Below are 17,418 nucleotides of genomic sequence, written 5' to 3' on the forward strand. Positions count from 1 at the left end.
CCGGGGCCTACTTCCGCATCACGGCCGGCTCGTGGCGGCGCAGCAGCCGGGCGACGAGCACCGTGAAGAGCACGGAGAGGGCGGCGAGCATGCCGACGTCCAGCAGCCAGACCCCGGCCGAGTGGGCGAAGAGGGGGTCGTCGGTGAGGGGGCCGGGGACGGTCCTGCCGAGGTCGATGGTGCCCGCCATGGCGCCGAGCGCCCAGCGGGAGGGTACGAGCCAGGCGAGCTGCCCGATGACGGGTACGCCGTCGAGCTGGAGCAGAGCCCCGCAGAAGACCACCTGCACGATGGCGAGGAGGACCAGCAGGGGCATGGTGACCTCCTCCTTCCTGACCAGGGCGGAGACCAGCAGGCCGAGGGTCATGGCGGTGAAGGACAGCAGGGCGACGGCCAGGGTGATCTCGACGAGGGGGGGCAGGAAGACCCCGGTGGAGCCCGGGGGTACGAGCCGTACCCCGAACAGGCCGACGAGGGTGAGGACGACGGCCTGGGCGACGGTGATCGCGCCGAGGACGGCCACCTTGGACAGCAGGTAGGCGCCCCTGGACAGGCCGACGGCGCGTTCGCGCTGGTAGATGACCCGTTCCTTGACGAGTTCGCGGACCGCGTTGGCGGCTCCGGTCAGTACGCCGCCGACGCACAGGATGAGCAGGGCGTTGATGGCGGTCTCCTGGGTGAGGGCGCTGCCGGCCAGGGCGCGGGTCATGGCGCCCATCACGAACGGCAGCGCGACCATGATGACGAGGAAGGTGCGGTCGGCGCCGAGGGCGGTGGCGTAGCGGCGGACCAGGGTGGAGAGCTGGGCGCGCCGGCTCTGCGGCTGGGGCGGCGGCTCGGCGAAGCCGGCCGGTCCGGGGGGTGCGGCGTCGGGGGCGCGGGGGCGGCGGCCGGGGCCCGTCACGTACCTCCGGTGCTGGGGCGAGGCCTCGTACTGGCCGGCCCAGTCGCGGTCGCGCTGGTTCTCGAAGGCCTCGAAGGCCTCGGGCCACTGGTCGAAGCCGAAGAAGCCGAGGGTCTCGCCGGGCGGCCCGTACCAGGCGACGCGGCCGCCGGGGGCGAGGACGAGGAGGCGGTCGCAGACGTCGAGGCTGAGGACGCTGTGGGTGACGACGATGACGGTGCGGCCGTCGTCGGCGAGGCCGCGCAGCATGTGCATGACGGAGCGGTCCATGCCCGGGTCGAGGCCGGAGGTGGGTTCGTCGAGGAAGAGCAGGGAGGGCTTGGTCAGCAGTTCCAGGGCGACGGAGACGCGTTTGCGCTGGCCGCCGGAGAGGCTGTGGATGGGCTGGTCGGCGCGCTGCCCGAGGCCGAGCTCGCCGATGACCTCGTCGACCCTGGCGAGGCGTTCGGCCTTGCCGGTGTCCTGCGGGAAGCGCAGTTCGGCGGCGTAGGCGAGGGCGCGGCGGACGGTGAGCTGGGCGTGCAGGATGTCGTCCTGGGGGACGAGTCCGATGCGGGAGCGCAGTTCGGCGTAGTCGCGGTAGAGGTCGCGGCCGTCGTAGAGGACGGTGCCGTGGTCGGCGGGGCGCAGTCCGGTGAGGGCGCCGAGGAGGGTGGACTTCCCGGCGCCGCTGGGGCCGACGACGGCGAGCAGGCACCGGGTGGCGACGGGGAAGGAGACGTGGTCGAGGAGGGTCTTGCGGCCGTGGTCGACGGCGACGGCGAGGTCCTGGACGTCGAGGGAGACCTCGCCGGTGTCGGTGTACTCCTGGAGCTGGTCGCCGACGAGGCAGAAGGCGCTGTGGCCGATGCCGACGATGTCGCCGTCGGTGAGGGGGGCGACGTCGACGGGGGTGCCGTTGAGGTAGGTGCCGTTGTGGCTGCCGAGGTCGGCGATCTCGTACGTGCCGTCGGGGAGGGCGCGCAGTTCGGCGTGCCTGCGGGAGACGACGAGGTCGTCGACGACGAGGTCGTTGCCGGGGTCGCGGCCGATGCGGACGGTGGTGCGGGCGGGCAGTGGCCGGACGCTGGTGGGGCTGCGGAAGGTTCCGGTCATGGCCGGGTCGGCGACTGCGGAGGGGCGGGAGGCGGCGGCTCGGGGAGGCGTGCGGCTGCTGAGGAGGGCGCGCGGGCCGTCCTGGGCGCTGCCGAAGCGCAGTTCGCTGCCGGGTCCGACGGCCCATTCGTGGACGCGGTGCCCGTCGGCCCAGGTGCCGTTGGTGCTGTGCTCGTCCTCCAGGGTCCAGTGGTCGCCCTCGGGGCGCAGGACGGCGTGGTGCCAGGAGACGCGGTCGTCGTCGAGGCAGATCTCGCAGAGGGGGTCGCGGCCGACGCGGTAGCTCCGGCCCGGGCTCATCTCGGTGGAGCCCATGGCGGTTTCCAGGACGAGTTCGGGCGCGGTCGCCGCACCGGGCCGCTGGACCATGGACAGATTTTCCCACGAACCGCGGCAACCGGCAGGAGGGGCATCGCCGCAGGTCAGAGGGTTCTTATGGAGAATGACAACGGTCCCCGTTGCAGCCTTTGCCGATCTCGGCGCGGTGCGCTTCACTTCACGCGTCGGAACCGAACAAACGGGGGAAGCCATGAGCCGGCACGACCACGACCACGCGCACGAGCACACCGGGGCGGGCCACGCCGGGCACGGGCACGACGGGCACGGCCACGGTCCGGGCGGGCACAGCCACGGCGTGGACCCGGACGCCGACCGCCGCTGGCTGGCGATCGCGCTCGCCCTGATCGGCGGTTTCATGGCCGTCGAGGTGGTCATCGGTGTGATGGCCCATTCGCTGGCCCTGATCTCCGACGCCGCGCACATGCTGACGGACGCCGTCTCGATCGTCCTCGCGCTGATCGCGATGCGGCTTGCGGCACGTCCGGCGCGGGGCGGGTTCACGTACGGCCTCAAGCGGGCGGAGATACTCTCCGCGCAGGCCAACGGTCTGACGCTGCTGCTGCTCGCGGTGTGGCTGGCGTACGAGGCGGTGCGCAGGCTGCTGGACCCGCCGCCGGTGGAGGGCGGGCTGGTGCTGGTGACGGCGCTGGCCGGGATCGTGGTGAACGTGGGCGCGGCCTGGTGCATCTCCCGGGCGAACCGGTCCTCGCTGGCCGTGGAGGGCGCCTACCAGCACATCCTGAACGACCTGTTCGCCTTCATCGGGACGGCGGTGTCCGGTCTGATCGTGCTGACGACCGGTTTCGTGCAGGCCGACGCGATCGCCACGCTCGTGGTGGTGGTGCTGATGGTGAAGGCGGGCTACGGGCTGGTCAGGGAGTCGGGGCGGATCTTCCTGGAGGCCGCGCCGGCGCACGTGGACCCGGACGCGGTCGGCGACCGCCTCGTCGCCCACGTGCCGGTGACCGAGGTCCACGACCTGCACATCTGGACGATCACCTCCGGGCAGGCGGCCCTGTCCGCGCACGTGCTGGTGGAGCCGGCGGGCGACTGCCATGCGGTGCGCCGGGAGCTGGAGCTGCTGCTGGCGAAGGAGTACGGGATCACGCACACCACCCTCCAGGTCGACCACGTCCAGGACGCCCTGCTGTCGGTGGGCCGGCCGGGTGAGGACACGGGCGCGGACCCGCACTGCGCGGACGCCCACGGGCCGGTGCACCGCGAGGGCCCGCACGCGCACTGACGCACGCGCACTGACGCACGCGCCCCGGCGGACGCCCCGATGGGCGCCCCGATCACTGAGCGGGGCTCCGGCGGGGCATGTATGGCCTCCGTGACGGAAGCGAAGAGGTACAGGCAGAGCGCCGGCCTGCTGTTGTTCCGCCGGACCGCGGAGCAGGGGGTCGAGGTGCTGCTCGGCCACATGGGCGGTCCGCTGTGGGCCGGGCGGGACGCCGGGGGCTGGGCGATCCCGAAGGGCGAGTACGGGCCCGACGAGACGCCCCGGGACGCGGCCCGCCGGGAGTTCACGGAGGAGCTGGGGGTGCCGCCGCCGGAGGGGGACTACCTGCCGCTGGGGGACGTCCGGCTGAGCAGCGGGAAGCTGGTGACCATCTGGGCGGTGGAGGCGGACCTGGACCCGGCGCTGACGGTGCCGGGCACCTTCACGATGGAGTGGCCCCCGCACTCGGGGGTCGAGCGGGAGTTCCCCGAGCTGGACCGGGTGGCCTGGTTCACTCCCCCGATCGCACGGAACAAGCTGATTGTCGGTCAAATTCCGTTCCTGGAACGATTGTTGGCACTATTGGCGGATTGACCTGACCTTTACTTGCCAACAAACCCCACCTGCGTGGACATTGCACATATGACGAACGTCGTGCTGGTGGGAACCCTGGACACCAAGGGTGTCGAGTACGGCTGGCTGCGCGAGAGGCTGCTGCGCGCCGGCGTCGAAGTGGTGCTGGTGGACACGGGGATCATGGGAGAACCCCGGGTGCCCGCCGACGTGCCGCGCGAAGCGGTGGCGCGGGCGGCGGGCACGGACCTGACGGAACTGCGCGCGGCCGCCGACAGGGGCGCGGCCGTGACCACGATGGCCCGGGGCGCCGAGGCGACCCTGTTACGCCTGCACGCCGAGGGCCGGCTGCACGGCGTCCTCGCGATCGGGGGCAGCGGCGGCACCTCCATAGCGACCCGGGCGATGCGGGCGCTGCCCCTGGGCGTGCCGAAGGTGATGGTCTCCTCGATGGCGTCCGGGGACGTCTCCCCGTACGTGGGCTCGGCGGACATCACGATGATGTACAGCGTGGTGGACATCGCCGGGATCAACAGCGTCTCGGCCCCGGTGCTGGCCAACGCCGCGGAGGCCGTCGCCGGGATGGCGAAGGGCTACGCGCGCGCCGCGCTGGACCGCAGCAGGCCGGCCCGCCTGGGCTCGGGCTCGCGGCCCCTGGTCGCGGCGAGCATGGCCGGGGTGACCACCATCGGCGTGGACGCGGCCCGGGAGCGGCTGGAGGAGCTGGGGTACGAGGTCCTGGTCTTCCACGTCAGCGGCGCGGGCGGCCGCACCCTGGAGACCCTCGCCGGGCAGGGGGTGTTCGCGGGGGTGCTGGACCTGACCCTGAGCGAGCTCGCCGACGACCTGTGCGGCGGCATCCTCACCGCCGGCCCCGACCGGCTCAGCGCCGCCGGACGGGCCGGAGTGCCGCAGGTGGTGAGCCTGGGGGCGCTGGACATGGTGAAGTTCGGGCCGCTGGAGAGCCTGCCCGAAAGGGCCCGCTACCGGCGGGTCCGCGTCCACAACCCCTCGATCACGGTGATCCGTACGACCGAGTCGGAGTGCGCGGAGCTGGGGCGGCGGGTCGCAGCGAAACTGCGCGCCGCGACCGGGCCGACGGCGGTCTGCGTCCCGCTGCGCGGGCTGTCCACGCTCGGCGCGCCGGGCGGCCCGTACCACGACCCCCGTGCGGACCTGGCGCTGTTCTCGGCGCTGCGCGAGGGGTTGCGGGGCAGTGCGGCCCGGCTGTTCGACTACGACACCCACATCAACGACCCGTCCTTCGGGCGGGCGGCGGCCGACCGGCTGCACGCGATGATCGGGGCGGTGTCGGCGGCGGCCTGACCGGCATGCGGGACGCGCGCCGGATTGGGAACCGGCCGTGGCGGAAAAGTGTCCCAGCAGGTGGCCGGTCGGGGGACGACCGGCCGGCCGCCCGCGGGCGGCCGGTGACGCCACGGACGGGGGCGCATGATGGGCAACGGCTGGACGGTACCCGGTTACACCGAGGTCCGTGAACTCGGCGCGGGCGGCAGCGGCCGGGTCGTGCTCGCGCTCCACGACGCCACCGGCACGGCCGTCGCGGTGAAGTACCTCAGCGACCGGATGCGCGAGGACCCCGCCTTCGTCCGGGAGTTCCGCGCCGAGGCCCGGCTGCTGGGCGGGCTCGTGTCGCCGTACGTGGTGGGCCTGTACGAGTACGTGGAGGCCCCGGCCGGCGCGGCGATCGTGATGGAGCTGGTCGACGGGATCTCCCTGCGCGCCGTGCTGCGGGAGACCGGCCGGGCGGACGCCGAGGCCGCCCTGGTGGTGCTGAAGGGCTCCCTGCTCGGACTGGCCGCGGCCCACCGGGCGGGCGTCGTGCACCGCGACTACAAGCCGGAGAACGTGCTGGTCGCGCCCGACGGCTCCTCCAAGCTGGTGGACTTCGGGATCGCGGCGGGCCGCGGCACCACCCCCGGTGTGGCGGGCACCCCCGCCTACATGGCGCCGGAACAGTGGCAGGGCCGGCCGGCCTCGCCGACGGCCGACGTGTACGCGGCGACCGCGACCTTCTTCGAGTTCCTGACCGGCCGCAAACCGTACGACGGGGCGAGCTTCGCCGAGCTCGCCGTCCAGCACATCGAAGCCCCGGTCCCGGAGACCGAGGCCCCCGAGCCGGTGCGGCCGCTCATCCGGCGGGGCCTGGCCAAACGGCCGGAGCAGCGCCCGGAGAACGCCGAGGCGTTCGTGGCCGAGCTGGAGGCGGTGGCGGTGGCCGCCTACGGGCCCCAGTGGGAGGAGCGCGGGCAGCGCAAGCTGGCCGCGCTGGCGGCCCTGCTGCCGCTGCTGTTCCCGTCGGCGGCCGGCGCGGCGGCCGGCACCACCGCGGTGGCCACCACCTCGGTCGGCGGCGGTTCGGGCTGGGCGCCGGGGCGCGGCGGCTGGCTGGCGACGGGCCTGGCGCTGGTACTGGGAGCGGTGCTGGTGTTCACGACGGACGCGGGCGCCGGTACCCCGCCGGGTGCCTCCGCGCTCAGCGACTTCGCCACGACGGGCCCGGCCACGCCGGGGCCGGCCACGCCCGCGCCGGGGCCGTCCGCCTCGCACTCGGCGTCCGCCTCACCGAGCCCCTCGCCGTCGTCGTCGCCTAGCCCCTCGCACTCCCCGACGCCCACGCACTCCCCCTCCCCGAGCTGGAGCCCGTCGCCGAGCCCGACGCCGACGCCGACGCCGACGGTCAGCCACTCGCCGACCCCGACGCCGACCCCGACGCTGCGGGTGGACAAGCTCAGCGTCACGCTCCAGCCCGGGGTCTACCGCGGGCAGGCGGAGGTCTCGCTGTCGGCCCAGGGCAGCGGGCCCGTCACCGTGACCTTGCAGTGGTTCCTCGGTGACACGCAGGGGGCGTACTCCGTGCCCGACGGCACCGACACCGTCGTCGTCCAGGCCGGCTCCCTCGCCTCCGTGGTCCAGGCGCACGCCTTCAGCCGGGGCCACGGCTGCTACGGCGGGGTCCGGGTCACCACCAGGCCGGCGGCCGCGAACGGCTCCGCTTCCGCCTCCGCACTGCTGTACCGCTGCCAGGACCAGGAGGTCCCGCGATGAGCGATCCCCGTGTCCCGCAGGACCCCGCCGACGACGAGTACAGCGCCACCGTGCTCGGCAGCCACTGGTTCAGCGGCCCGCCGCCCCCGGCGGACGCCGCGCCCGACCGGGTCGAGGGTTCCGTGCTGCGGTTCGGGCCCGGGGTGACGGCGGCCATGGCGCCGCCGTTCCCCCTGGTGCCCGCCGCTCCGCCCGGGCCGCGGACGGCCGCGCGTCGCGGGGGCGGATGGCGGCGGTACACCCTGGCGGCCGTGGTACTGGCTGCGGTGCTCGGCTACCTGGCCTGGCAGCGGTTCGGGCCGGCCGTCGAGGTGCGGGAGGTGGCGGTCTCCACCGACCCGCGGGGTCCCGGGTGCGGGGCGGCCGCCGATGTGGTGGCCGTCGTACGCACCAACGGGCGCCCCGGAACCCTCACCTACCGCTGGGTCCGCAGCGACGGCACCCGCTCGGAGGAGCTCACGGAGCGGGTCCCCGCCGGGCGGAAGGAGGCCACGCTGCACCTGCTGTGGACCTTCCAGGGCACCGGCAGCTACCCGGCGAGGGCCGAACTCCAGCTGGTCTCGCCGGTCGAGCGGACGGCGGCGGCCGAGTTCACCTACCGGTGCCCCCGGTAGGGCCCCGTACTTCCGGCCGGGGCGGGTGTGGCCGTCCGGCCGAAGCCGCGGCACGGGCCGCGCTGGTTGACGTCGGGCCCGACGGAACGCGGCCGTCCCGCACGCATGCCGAGTCCGCGCGGAAGGCCCGCGGCCGCTTCGGGGAGCGGCCGCGGGCCGTTTCGCGTTCCCGTCCCCCGCCGCAACCGGGGGACGGTGCCTGTGGGGAGCGGCCGGCGGGACGGCGCCGGTCGGCTCCCGGTCCGGACGGGGTCCCGTCCGGAGGTCTGGTGGCTAGAACCGCGCGTGGGCGGTGATGTCCGCCTGGAACTCGCCGGTCATCGCGGGGGTGACCGTGGGCCTGCACTGCGCCACGGCCGCCAGGTAGTCCTCCGTGCCGGCGCCGGGCTGCGCGGCCGCCGCGCCGCGGGCGCCCACCGACTCCAGGTCCCGTTCGAAGGACACCTGCGCGGCGATCCGCGCGGCGTGCTCGATGTCGGCCGGGGTGAACAGCTCGGTCGCCGCCACCAGCGCGGCCACGTCCACGCCGGTCCGCCCGGCCGTGTAGCGCGACCAGATGGCGGCGCGCGCCCCGGCGTCGGGGGTGCCGATGGGGATCAGGTAGTCGAAGCGGCCGGGCCGCAGGAAGGCCGGATCGAGGGAGCGGATGGAGTTCGTCGCGCAGACCAGCAGCCGCTCGTCGCCCTCCCGGAAGCCGGGGATCAGCTTGAGCAGCTCGTTCGTCACGCCGTGGATGCCGCCCGGCTGCGCCGGTTCGGTGCGTACGGGTGCGATCTCCTCGACCTCGTCGATGAAGACGAGGACCCGCTCCAGCTCGGCGATGCGGGCGAAGGCGACGCGCAGCGCGGCGGCGAGGTTGCCCTCGTCGGCGAGGCGGGAGGGCAGCAGCTCGACGAAGGGCCAGCCCAGCCGGGAGGCGATGGCGCGGGCGAAGGTGGTCTTGCCGGTGCCGGGCGGCCCGAAGAGGGTGATCGCGCGCGGCGGCCGGACCCCGTGCGCGGCGGCCCGCTCCGGTTCGGCGAGCGGGAGGACCACGCGGCGTTCGATGAGCTCCTTCTCCGTCTCCATGCCGGCGACCTTGACCCACAGGTCGTTGGGCAGGAAGCGGCCGCCGAGGTCGTCGAGGAGGCCCGCCGCCGGGCCGTGCAGGGGCTCGGTCTTCTCGAAGTACGCGACGGCGGGCTGCCGGGTGTAGCCGGCGTTGAGCAGGCCCTCGCCGAGCAGGTCCTCCTCGGGCAGCACGTACGCGATCCGGCCGACGCGGGCGGCGATCAGGCGCCGCTCCAGTTCGACGAGGAGCGCGCTGGCCAGGCCCCGGCCGCGCCAGCCGGAGGCGATGGCGATCCGCATCACCCAGGCCCGCTCCCCGGTGACGCTGGCGAGGGCCGCGCCGATCGGGACGCCCTGGTGGACGGCGACGACGCAGGGCTGCCGGTCGGTCAGCGCGCTGATGCACTCGGCGAGCGAGAAGACGGACTCCTGGCCCAGTTCGGCCGTGGTGTCTATGAGATGGACCACCGCCGCGAGATCGCTCTCGCGGTAGTCGTGGATGAGCCAGTTCACTCGGTACCGCCCCTCGTTCGTGCTCCTGCGGCGAGGCTAGGGGCGGGTGGGCCCGGCGATCACGCACCGCGGTGCACAACAGCGGGCCCGGAAGTCCGCCGCGGCGTCCATAGACCGGTGCGTTCCGCCGAAGCCGCCCGCCCGGGACGGGCGTGCCTTCGGCGGTTCCGCCGATTCACAGGGGATTCATACGGAACACCGGGCTCCGGGCACAGTTTCGCCGGGGAGGCTCGGACGCATGATCCCTCGCACCCTCCCCCGACCGGCCGGCCGCCCCCGCTCCCGTGCCCGCGCCCGGCGGGCGGCGCGGGTCCTGCTCGCGCTGACTTCGACGGCCGCCCTGCTGAGCCTGGACCTCCCCGAGGCGCAGGCGCTGCCGCCGCTCGGCGTGACCGTGCGCGCCGGCGACGACGCCACGGCGGCCCGGGTGGGCGCCCTGTTCGCGGGCGGCACGGACGGCGGGCACTTCTGCACGGCCTCCGTGGTGCGCAGCGCCGGCCGTGACGTGATCGCCACCGCCGCGCACTGCCTGGGTCACCCGGAGGGGACGGTCTTCGCGCCGGGCTACCGGGACGGCGGGGCCCCGTACGGGCTGTGGCGGGTGACCGGCGTGTTCACGGCCCCGGCGTGGACCGAGGGGGAGGACCCGGACGCGGACATCGCCTTCGCGACGGTCGCCCCGGCGGACGGCGCGGTGACGGGGAAGGTGGAGGACGCGGTCGGCGGCTTCCCGGTGGCCACCGGGCAGCCGGGGGACGTGACCGTGACCGTCGTCGGCTACCCGAGCACCGAGGAGGCCCCGCTGCGCTGCGCGAACGCGACGAGCCTGTTCTCCGCCACGCAGCGCCGGATCGACTGCCCCGCCCTCAGCGGCGGTACGAGCGGCAGCCCCTGGCTGGCGGGCGGCGCGCTGGCCGGGGTCCTGGGCGGCCACGAGGGCGGCGGCACGGTCCCGGACGTCTCCTACAGCGCGGTCATGGGCACCACGGCCCTGGACCTGTACCGCGAGGCGGCCGGCTAGGCGGTGTCTTTCGGATCAGGCGGGTTCGAACCAGGCCGGCCCGTCCGTCAGGGCGCGGCGGATGCGGTCCAGCGCGAAAGGTTCCAGCGGGGGCAGGGCGTCCGGTGTGAACCAGGCCGCCTCCAGCAGTTCCCCGTCGGCGGAGCGGGGCTCGCCGCCGGTGGCGCGGCAGCGGAAGGTGATGTCCTGGAACTGGCAGACGTCGCCGTTCGGGTAGGTGACCGGTGCGAGCATCTGGACGAGGACCACCCGCTCGGGGACGCACCGCACGGCCGTCTCCTCGTACACCTCGCGCACCGCCGTCCCCGCGGGCTGCTCCCCCGGCTCGGCGATCCCGCCGACCAGGGACCACTTCCCGGTGTCGGCCCGCCGCCCGAGGAGCAGCCGGCCCAGGTCGTCGACGACGACGGCGGTGACGCCGGGCAGCAGGAGCAGCCGGTGGCCGGCGCCGCTCTCCCTGATCTCGCGGATGTACTCGGGTGTGGTCATGCCGCGACCCTACGGGGCCCGGTGGCGGCGGCCGTCGTCATGCGGCCCGGCGGGCGCGAACCCGGCGGGTCAGCGACCAGCCGAGGCCGCCGGCCGCGACGAGGAGCAGCGCGTATTCGGGGAGCGGGCCCAGGCGGGTGGCCGGGGTCTGCCCGGAGCGCAGCGGGATCTCGGCGACGAGGGCGTCGGCGGTGAACATCTCGGTCTGCCGGGTGACCTTGCCGTCGGGCTGGATGACGGCGCTGACGCCGCTGGTGACGGGGACGAGGACGGTGCGGCTGTGCTCGACGGCGCGGATGCGGTCCATGGCCAGCTGCTGGTAGGTCATCTGGGTCCGGCCGAAGGTGGCGTTGTTGCTGGGCACGGCGATGACCTGGGCGCCGGCCCGGACGGTGGAGCGGACGGCGTCGTCGAAGGCGGCCTCGTAGCAGGTGACCATGCCGACGCCGGTGCCGGCCATGTCGAAGACGCCGGGCTCCTTGCCGGGTCCGAAGTCGCGGCGGACGCGGTCCACGTCGGAGCTGAAGAGCCGGACGAAGGAGCGCATCGGGATGCGCTCGCCGAAGGGCTGGATCTTGCGCTTGTCGTAGGTGTCCGTGGGGCCCTTGACCGGGTCCCAGAGGATCATGGTGTTGCGCAGCGGCCCGGTCTCGGGGGCGAGGACGGAGCCGATCGCGGTGGGTACGCCGATGGTCTTGACGGCGTTGTCGATGACGGCGTGGGCGTCGGGCTGGGTGAACGGGTCGATGTCGGAGGAGTTCTCCGGCCACAGGACGAAGTCCGGCTTGGCGGCGCGGCCGGCCTTGACGTCCTCGGCGAGCTGGACGGTGCGGTTCGCGTGGTTGTCGAGGACCTGACGGCGCTGGGCGTTGAAGTCGAAGCCGGCGCGCGGCACGTTGCCCTGGATGACGGCGGCGACGGCCGTGCCGTCCTCGGCGGCGTCGGAGACCAGCGGGCGGGCCGCGAGGCCCGCGCCGACGGGAGCGGCGACGGCGAGCGCGGCGAGGGCGGCGGCGCCGCGCCGGGGGTCGCGGCGGGAGGTGCGCAGGACCTCGTACAGGCCGAAGCCGCACAGGGCGACGCCGAAGGAGAGCAGCGGGGTGCCGCCGACGGCGGCGAGCGGGGTGAAGACGCCGTCGGCCTGGCCGAAGGCGAGCTTGCCCCAGGAGAAGCCGCCGAAGGGGGCCCGGGCGCGCAGGGCCTCGCCCGCGGTCCAGACGGCGGCGGCCCACAGGGGCCATCCGGGCAGCCGGCCGACGAGGGCGATGCCGAGGCAGGTGAGGCCGATGAGGAGGGATTCGAGGGTGACGAGGGCGATCCAGGGGACCGGGCCGACGCCCTCGCTGGTCCACACGAGGAGCGGCAGCAGGAAGCCGAGCCCGAAGAGGAAGCCGAGGCCGAAGCCGGCCCGGGCGCGGCGGCCGCGCAGGCAGCCGGCGAGCAGGGCGAGGGCGAAGGGGGCCAGCCACCACAGGGGGCGGGGCGGGAAGCTGAGGTAGAGCAGCACTCCGGCGGCTCCGGCCAGGGCGGAGCGCACCAGCCAGGCGGCCTTGTGCTCCTCCCGGCGCGGGGAGGCGCCGGCTTCGGCTGCGGCTTCGGAGGGGGCGACGGCCGCGGTCCGTCCGGCGGGCTGCGAGGGCTCGCTCTCGGCGGCGCGGGTGACACTGCTGCTCATCTGGCGGAGTGTACGTCCCCGTGCCCCAAGGGCCGGTAAGGAGCCGCTCGACGCTACCGGGCGAGGGCGCGCAGGTGGGTGCGGATGACCCGGACGGCGTTCTCGGCGTCGTCGACGGTGACCGTGAACAGCTTGCCGTCTCCGAGCCGCAGCTCGACGCCCTCGCCGCGCCGGACGATGACGGCGGTGCCCTTCTCGGGGCGCCAGCGGTAGCCCCAGCCGCCCCACTGCTGGGGGGTGATGCGGGGGAGGAACTCGGCGGAGGCGACCTCCGCGAGGCGGATCGTGCGGCGGGGCAGGCCGATGTGGCCGCAGCGCACTTCCAGGGCCTCCGCGTCGACGGTGACCGCGACGTGCACGAAGGCGAGGGTGCCGAAGAGGATGAGGAGCCCGACGGCGAGGCAGCCGATCACGGACATCAGCAGCGGGACGAACCCGGCGGTCCAGGAGTTGTCGACGGCCAGCTCCACGCCCAGGGCCAGGCAGGCCGCACCGGCCGCGGCCAGCAGCCACTGCACGCGGTTGGAAGCCCGGCCCGTCCAGAGGGGGCCCGCTGGGTGACCCGTCATGAGCAGCAGCGTACCCACGTTCCGCATCCCCGCCACCCCCCTGCGCCAGTCGGCGCATCCTGCCCCCCGCCAGACGCCCGCCCGCGCCCCGCCTGACCCGAACCTGGGGCCGGGACGGCCCCGGGGGCCCGTTGCGGGGCCGGGGGTCCGTTGCGGGGCCGGGGGCCCGTTGCGGGGCCGGGGGCCCGTTGCGGGGCCGGGGGCCCGTTGCGGGGCCGGGGGCCCGTTGCGGGGCCGGGGGCCGGCCCGGCCGAGCGCAGGCGCGTCCGGGGGCCGGCTCAGGCCGGCCGCAGACGAGCCCAGCGCAGGAATGCCCGGAGTCCGGCTGAGTCCGGCCGTAGCGGAGCCGAGCGCCGGCGCACCCAGGGTCCGGCTCGCCATGGCAGGCATGCCCGGGTGCGGCTCAGCCGGGCTCGGTCGAGCCGGGCCCGGCCGGTCCGCGGCGGGGAGGCCGAGCCCGGGACAGCCGTCGGCCCGGGCTTCGAACGGGGCCGGCCGGCCGGCCCCGGCCCCGGGCCGGGGGTCAGCCGCAGCCTCCGCAGCCGCCCCCGCAGCCGCCGTCGCCGCCGCAGCTTCCGCCGCCCCCGCCGCAGCCGCCGGCGGCCGTCGTGCCGGTGGCCGTGGCCCGCTTGGCGCTCTTCGCGCTCTTCGCGCGGCCCGCCTCCCTGCGGCGCGCCTCCTCCTGCTCCCGCCGGCCCCGGGTCGCCTCCCGGTAGGACACCCCGGCCGGGTTCCAGGGGCCCAGGCCGTGGCGCCGGCGGGGCAGCAGGGGCGCGCCCGTGACCTGGCAGGTGATGGTGCTGCCGTAGCCCTCGTACACGGCGCACTCCAGGACCACCTCGGCCCCCTCGCGCGGCACCCCGTGGAGCAGCGCCTCGAAGGGTTCGGCGCGGCCGTCGACGTCGTGCAGCCCGCCCCGCGGCAGGCCCGCCGTCCCGGCGGCCAGCAGCCGGGCGCCCCCGAGGGTGTCCCGGGTGGCCGGGCGGTAGCAGAGCAGCGGCCGCCCCGCCGTGTCGTCGGCGTCGGGCAGCAGCCAGAAGTGCCCCGAGGGGGAGATCCGTACGCCGACGACCAGCGCGGGCTGGTCGTGCTCGTACAGCCGGCGGGTGGCCAGGTCGGCGGCCCAGCCCCGGCCCAGCAGGGTGCTCCCGAGCACCAGCAGGACCAGGGCCACCCGCTGCTGGCCGACCGCGTCGTACGGGAAGTCGCCGGGGCCGGTCCCGAGGTCCTCGACCAGGCCGTCCCCGAGGATCCCGGCGGCGGCGAGGCAGAGCAGCGCCCCGACGATGATCCGGGTGTTCCCGCGCCCCTCCTGCCCGGACGGCAGCCGGTCGGGGAGCGGGTAGCGGGCCGGTCCGGCGGCGGCGAGGGCCAGCCGCTCCTGCGCCCGCCGGGACCGCATCCGCAGCAGCGCCCCGGCCAACGCGTACGCGGCGGACAGGCACACGAGGACCGCCCCCGGCCCCCTGGAGAGCGCGGTGGCCGACTCCGCCACCAGCAGGGCGGCGGCCGCCGCGGCCGCGCCGGGCAGGAACCGGTACCAGAGGGGCAGGGCCACCAGCAGCACGGCCGCCGGATAGAACCGCCACGCCGTGCCCACCGCGGCGGCCGGCTCCACGTCGCGGAGGACCAGCACGAGTGAGACGGTCACCAGGACAGCGAGGAACCAACTCCCCGCAGCGGGGGCGAAGATGACGGGGGTCCGGGCCTTGCGGAAGCGCTCGGACTCCTCAACGCCCCATGTCCGCACATTACTTGCCGGTACCACACCGGCGGGCAGGTGCTTGGCATAGGCAATCACGGGCCCAGTATGCGAGCCCGGCCCGGACCTTGTAACCGCCTTTTGCCGCCCGCCGCGTCAGTGCTGGTGGGCCTGCTGCCGGTCCGCGAGCAGGCGGCCTTCGGCGTAGCCGAGGGCGGCGTCGGGCAGCGTGGAGGTCCGGCCGCTGTGCAGCACGGTCAGGCCGCCGGTGCGGGGCAGGTCCGGCGCGGGTTCGAGGCCGATGCGGCGCAGCGCCTGCACGGCGACGGCCTCGGCGGAGCCGTGGTAGACGAGCTCCGCTCCCCCGGTACGGGCTGCGAGGGCGGCCCGGATGGACTCCTCGACGAGTTCGTAGTGGGTGCAGCCGAGCACCACGTCCGTGACGTCGGCCGGGGTGAGCGCCGCGGCGGCGGCGACGGTGCGGGCGACGGCCTCCTCGTCGCCGTGCTCGACGGCGTCGGCGAGCCCGGGGCAGGGCACCTCGGTGACGCGGGCCCCGGCGGCGAAGTCGCGGATCAGCCCGCGCTGGTACGGGCTGCCGGTGGTGGCGGGGGTGGCCCAGATGGCGACCCGTCCGCCGGCGGCCGCGGCGGGCTTGATCGCCGGGACGGTGCCGATGACGGGGATGCCGGGCTCCAGCTCGGCGCGCAGGGCGGCGAGGGCGTGCACGGAGGCGGTGTTGCAGGCCACGATCAGCGCGTCCGGGGCGAGCGCGGCGGCGGCCCGGGCCACGGCGCGGGCGCGCTCGGTGATGCCGGCGGGCGTACGGGGCCCCCAGGGCATCCCGTCGGGGTCGGAGGACAGCACCAGATCGGCGTCGGGCCGCAGCCGACGCGTCGCGGCGGCCGCAGCGAGGAGGCCGATTCCCGAGTCCATGAGCGCGATCTTCACCCGGTCACTTTAGTCGACGCGCCCGTCCCGCCCCCGATCCCCCCGCGGCCCCGACCCCCGCCCCGCCCGGGCGCCCTCCACCCAGCCCTGCTCCTCCGCACGCACCACGACTCTCCGCCCGGCGCCCGCCCGACCCGGCACCCGGCACCCGGCACCCGGCACCCACCCGGCCCCCACGTGATCCCCGGCCCCGTGCCGCGCACCACGCCCCTCCGCCCGACTCGCCCGGCCCGGCCCCCGCCCCGCCCCGGCCCCTGCCCCGCCCCGGCGCCCGCCCGGCCCGCACGGCCCGGCCCGCACGGTCCGGCCCGCCCCCCGGCGCGGAGCGCGACTCGCGCGGAAGACCGGGACACGCCGCGCCGCTTCGGCCACACTGCCGCCATGGGCCTCCTCATCGCCGCCTGCGCGTCCCTCGCCGCCTGGCTCTGGCTGACCTTCGCCCAGGGCATGTTCTGGCGCACCGACGTCCGCCTCCCCCCGCGCACCGCCCCCGCCCGCTGGCCTTCCGTCGCCATCGTGGTCCCGGCACGGGACGAGGCCGGGGTGCTCCCGCTGAGCCTGCCCTCGCTCCTCGCGCAGGACTATCCCGGCGAGGCGCGGATCGTCCTGGTCGACGACGGCAGCACGGACGGCACGGCCGAGCTCGCCCGCCGCCTGGCCGCCGAGCAGCCCGGCCTCCCCCTCACCGTGGTCTCCCCCGGGGACCCGCCGCCCGGCTGGACCGGCAAGCTCTGGGCGCTGCGGCACGGCATCGGCGAGGCCCGCGCCGCCGCGGCCGGGGGGCCCGAGTACCTGCTGCTCACCGACGCCGACATCGCGCACGAGCCCGACAGCCTGCGCGAGCTGGTCGCCGCCGCGAGCAGCGCCGGCCTCGACCTCGTCTCCCAGATGGCCCGGCTGCGGGTGGCCGGTTTCTGGGAGCGGCTCGTCGTGCCCGCCTTCGTGTACTTCTTCGCGCAGCTGTACCCCTTCCGCCGGATCAACCGCCCCGCCTCCCGGACCGCCGCGGCGGCCGGCGGCTGCGTGCTGCTGCGGACCGACGCGGCCGTGCGGGCGGGGATCCCGGACTCGATCCGGCAGGCCGTCATCGACGACGTCTCGCTCGCCCGGGCCGTCCAGCGCTCGGGCGGGCGGATCTGGCTGGGGCTGGCGGAGCGGGTGGACAGCGTGCGCCCGTACCCCGCCCTCGGGGACCTGTGGCGGATGGTGTCGCGCAGCGCGTACGCCCAACTCCGCCACCAGCCGCTGCTGCTGGCCGGGACGGTGGCGGGGCTGGCGCTGGTGTACCTGGTCCCGCCGGCGGCCCTGTTCGCGGGGCTGGCGGGCGGGCACGCGGCCGGGAGCGCCGCCGCGGCCTGGGCCGGGGGGCTCGCCTGGCTGCTGATGACCGGGACCTACCTGCCGATGCTGCGCTACTACCGGCTGCCGGCCGCGTTCGCCCCGCTGCTGCCGCTGACCGCGCTGCTCTACCTGCTGATGACGGTCGACTCGGCCGTCCAGCACTACCGGGGGCGCGGGGCCGCCTGGAAGGGCCGTACCTATGCCCGTCCCAGCGACGCCTGAAACCGGCCGGGCGGCCGGGGCTCGGATCTCCTCCGCCTGAGGGCACGTCATCCGAGGTCACCGCGTTGT

The 17,418-nt window shown here is 75.7% G+C and carries 14 protein-coding genes; 7 read left to right on the forward strand and 7 right to left on the reverse strand.

The window, feature by feature from the left end:
- Window positions 1-7: 7 nt before the first annotated feature.
- Window positions 8-2,368, reverse strand: coding sequence for an FHA domain-containing protein (locus tag D1J60_RS04250; protein WP_125820183.1), 2,361 nt, complete (start codon window positions 2,366-2,368; stop codon window positions 8-10).
- A 160-nt stretch (window positions 2,369-2,528) separates the two neighbouring features.
- Between D1J60_RS04250 and D1J60_RS04255 the strand changes: the two genes are divergently transcribed.
- The 5 genes from D1J60_RS04255 (at window position 2,529) to D1J60_RS04275 (ending at window position 7,816) form a co-directional block, all read left to right on the forward strand.
- Window positions 2,529-3,581 carry a cation diffusion facilitator family transporter gene (locus D1J60_RS04255; protein ID WP_125820184.1) on the forward strand — a complete coding sequence of 351 codons (1,053 nt, stop codon included), beginning with the start codon at window positions 2,529-2,531 and terminating at the stop codon, window positions 3,579-3,581.
- A gap of 81 nt (window positions 3,582-3,662) precedes the next feature.
- Entirely contained in the window at window positions 3,663-4,154 is a 492-nt protein-coding gene (locus D1J60_RS04260) for an NUDIX domain-containing protein (RefSeq protein ID WP_125602540.1), read from the forward strand.
- Between the two features lie 48 nt (window positions 4,155-4,202).
- The gene (locus D1J60_RS04265; protein WP_125602542.1) at window positions 4,203-5,459 is read left to right on the forward strand and encodes a Tm-1-like ATP-binding domain-containing protein; all 1,257 of its coding nucleotides are present in this window, start codon (window positions 4,203-4,205) and stop codon (window positions 5,457-5,459) included.
- A 129-nt stretch (window positions 5,460-5,588) separates the two neighbouring features.
- Window positions 5,589-7,202, forward strand: coding sequence for a serine/threonine-protein kinase (locus tag D1J60_RS04270; protein ID WP_125823858.1), 1,614 nt, complete (start codon window positions 5,589-5,591; stop codon window positions 7,200-7,202).
- Window positions 7,199-7,816, forward strand: a complete 618-nt coding sequence (locus D1J60_RS04275) for a hypothetical protein (RefSeq protein WP_125820185.1) — start codon at window positions 7,199-7,201, stop codon at window positions 7,814-7,816. Before D1J60_RS04270 ends, D1J60_RS04275 begins: the two co-directional genes overlap by 4 nt.
- A 273-nt stretch (window positions 7,817-8,089) precedes the next feature.
- Here the strand turns inward: D1J60_RS04275 and D1J60_RS04280 are convergent, their stop codons facing one another.
- Window positions 8,090-9,379, reverse strand: coding sequence for a bifunctional GNAT family N-acetyltransferase/ATP-binding protein (locus D1J60_RS04280; RefSeq protein ID WP_125820186.1), 1,290 nt, complete (start codon window positions 9,377-9,379; stop codon window positions 8,090-8,092).
- A gap of 238 nt (window positions 9,380-9,617) precedes the next feature.
- On the opposite strand from D1J60_RS04280, the gene D1J60_RS04285 reads away from it, so the two are divergent.
- Window positions 9,618-10,400: a trypsin-like serine protease gene (locus D1J60_RS04285; RefSeq protein WP_125820187.1), complete on the forward strand. Its 783-nt coding sequence runs from the start codon at window positions 9,618-9,620 to the stop codon at window positions 10,398-10,400.
- A 15-nt stretch (window positions 10,401-10,415) separates the two neighbouring features.
- Here D1J60_RS04285 and D1J60_RS04290 read toward each other — a convergent pair whose 3' ends face one another.
- The 5 genes from D1J60_RS04290 to D1J60_RS04310 all read right to left on the reverse strand — a co-directional run bounded on the left by D1J60_RS04290 (window position 10,416) and on the right by D1J60_RS04310 (window position 15,786).
- Complete coding sequence (locus D1J60_RS04290; RefSeq protein WP_125602550.1) at window positions 10,416-10,889, reverse strand: NUDIX domain-containing protein; 474 nt, start codon at window positions 10,887-10,889, stop codon at window positions 10,416-10,418.
- A 37-nt stretch (window positions 10,890-10,926) separates the two neighbouring features.
- Entirely contained in the window at window positions 10,927-12,564 is a 1,638-nt protein-coding gene (gene lnt, locus D1J60_RS04295) for an apolipoprotein N-acyltransferase (protein WP_125820188.1), read from the reverse strand.
- 53 nt (window positions 12,565-12,617) lie between these two features.
- Window positions 12,618-13,133 (reverse strand): hypothetical protein, encoded by a 516-nt coding sequence (locus D1J60_RS04300; RefSeq protein ID WP_241253137.1) that lies wholly within the window; start codon window positions 13,131-13,133, stop codon window positions 12,618-12,620.
- A gap of 523 nt (window positions 13,134-13,656) precedes the next feature.
- Window positions 13,657-14,784: a hypothetical protein gene (locus D1J60_RS37670; protein WP_206436480.1), complete on the reverse strand. Its 1,128-nt coding sequence runs from the start codon at window positions 14,782-14,784 to the stop codon at window positions 13,657-13,659.
- Window positions 14,785-14,991: 207 nt separating this feature from the next.
- Window positions 14,992-15,786: an aspartate/glutamate racemase family protein gene (locus D1J60_RS04310; RefSeq protein WP_164720830.1), complete on the reverse strand. Its 795-nt coding sequence runs from the start codon at window positions 15,784-15,786 to the stop codon at window positions 14,992-14,994.
- A 381-nt stretch (window positions 15,787-16,167) separates the two neighbouring features.
- On the opposite strand from D1J60_RS04310, the gene D1J60_RS04315 reads away from it, so the two are divergent.
- Complete coding sequence (locus tag D1J60_RS04315; protein ID WP_125820190.1) at window positions 16,168-17,349, forward strand: glycosyltransferase; 1,182 nt, start codon at window positions 16,168-16,170, stop codon at window positions 17,347-17,349.
- The last annotated feature ends 69 nt before the right edge of the window (window positions 17,350-17,418 follow it).

Origin of the sequence: Streptomyces sp. W1SF4, assembly GCF_003950035.1 — a bacterium.
Lineage (GTDB): Bacteria > Actinomycetota > Actinomycetes > Streptomycetales > Streptomycetaceae > Streptomyces > Streptomyces racemochromogenes.

Excerpts from the sequence above, each read along its gene's own strand:
- D1J60_RS04250 (WP_125820183.1), bottom strand. The coding sequence starts at position 2,368 with ATGGTCCAGCGGCCCGGTGCGGCGACCGCGCCCGAACTCGTCCTGGAA.
- D1J60_RS04255 (WP_125820184.1), top strand. The coding sequence starts at position 2,529 with ATGAGCCGGCACGACCACGACCACGCGCACGAGCACACCGGGGCGGGC.
- D1J60_RS04260 (WP_125602540.1), top strand. The coding sequence starts at position 3,663 with ATGGCCTCCGTGACGGAAGCGAAGAGGTACAGGCAGAGCGCCGGCCTG.
- D1J60_RS04265 (WP_125602542.1), top strand. The coding sequence starts at position 4,203 with ATGACGAACGTCGTGCTGGTGGGAACCCTGGACACCAAGGGTGTCGAG.
- D1J60_RS04270 (WP_125823858.1), top strand. The coding sequence starts at position 5,589 with ATGGGCAACGGCTGGACGGTACCCGGTTACACCGAGGTCCGTGAACTC.
- D1J60_RS04275 (WP_125820185.1), top strand. The coding sequence starts at position 7,199 with ATGAGCGATCCCCGTGTCCCGCAGGACCCCGCCGACGACGAGTACAGC.
- D1J60_RS04285 (WP_125820187.1), top strand. The coding sequence starts at position 9,618 with ATGATCCCTCGCACCCTCCCCCGACCGGCCGGCCGCCCCCGCTCCCGT.
- D1J60_RS04290 (WP_125602550.1), bottom strand. The coding sequence starts at position 10,889 with ATGACCACACCCGAGTACATCCGCGAGATCAGGGAGAGCGGCGCCGGC.
- lnt (WP_125820188.1), bottom strand. The coding sequence starts at position 12,564 with ATGAGCAGCAGTGTCACCCGCGCCGCCGAGAGCGAGCCCTCGCAGCCC.
- D1J60_RS04300 (WP_241253137.1), bottom strand. The coding sequence starts at position 13,133 with ATGACGGGTCACCCAGCGGGCCCCCTCTGGACGGGCCGGGCTTCCAAC.
- D1J60_RS04315 (WP_125820190.1), top strand. The coding sequence starts at position 16,168 with ATGGGCCTCCTCATCGCCGCCTGCGCGTCCCTCGCCGCCTGGCTCTGG.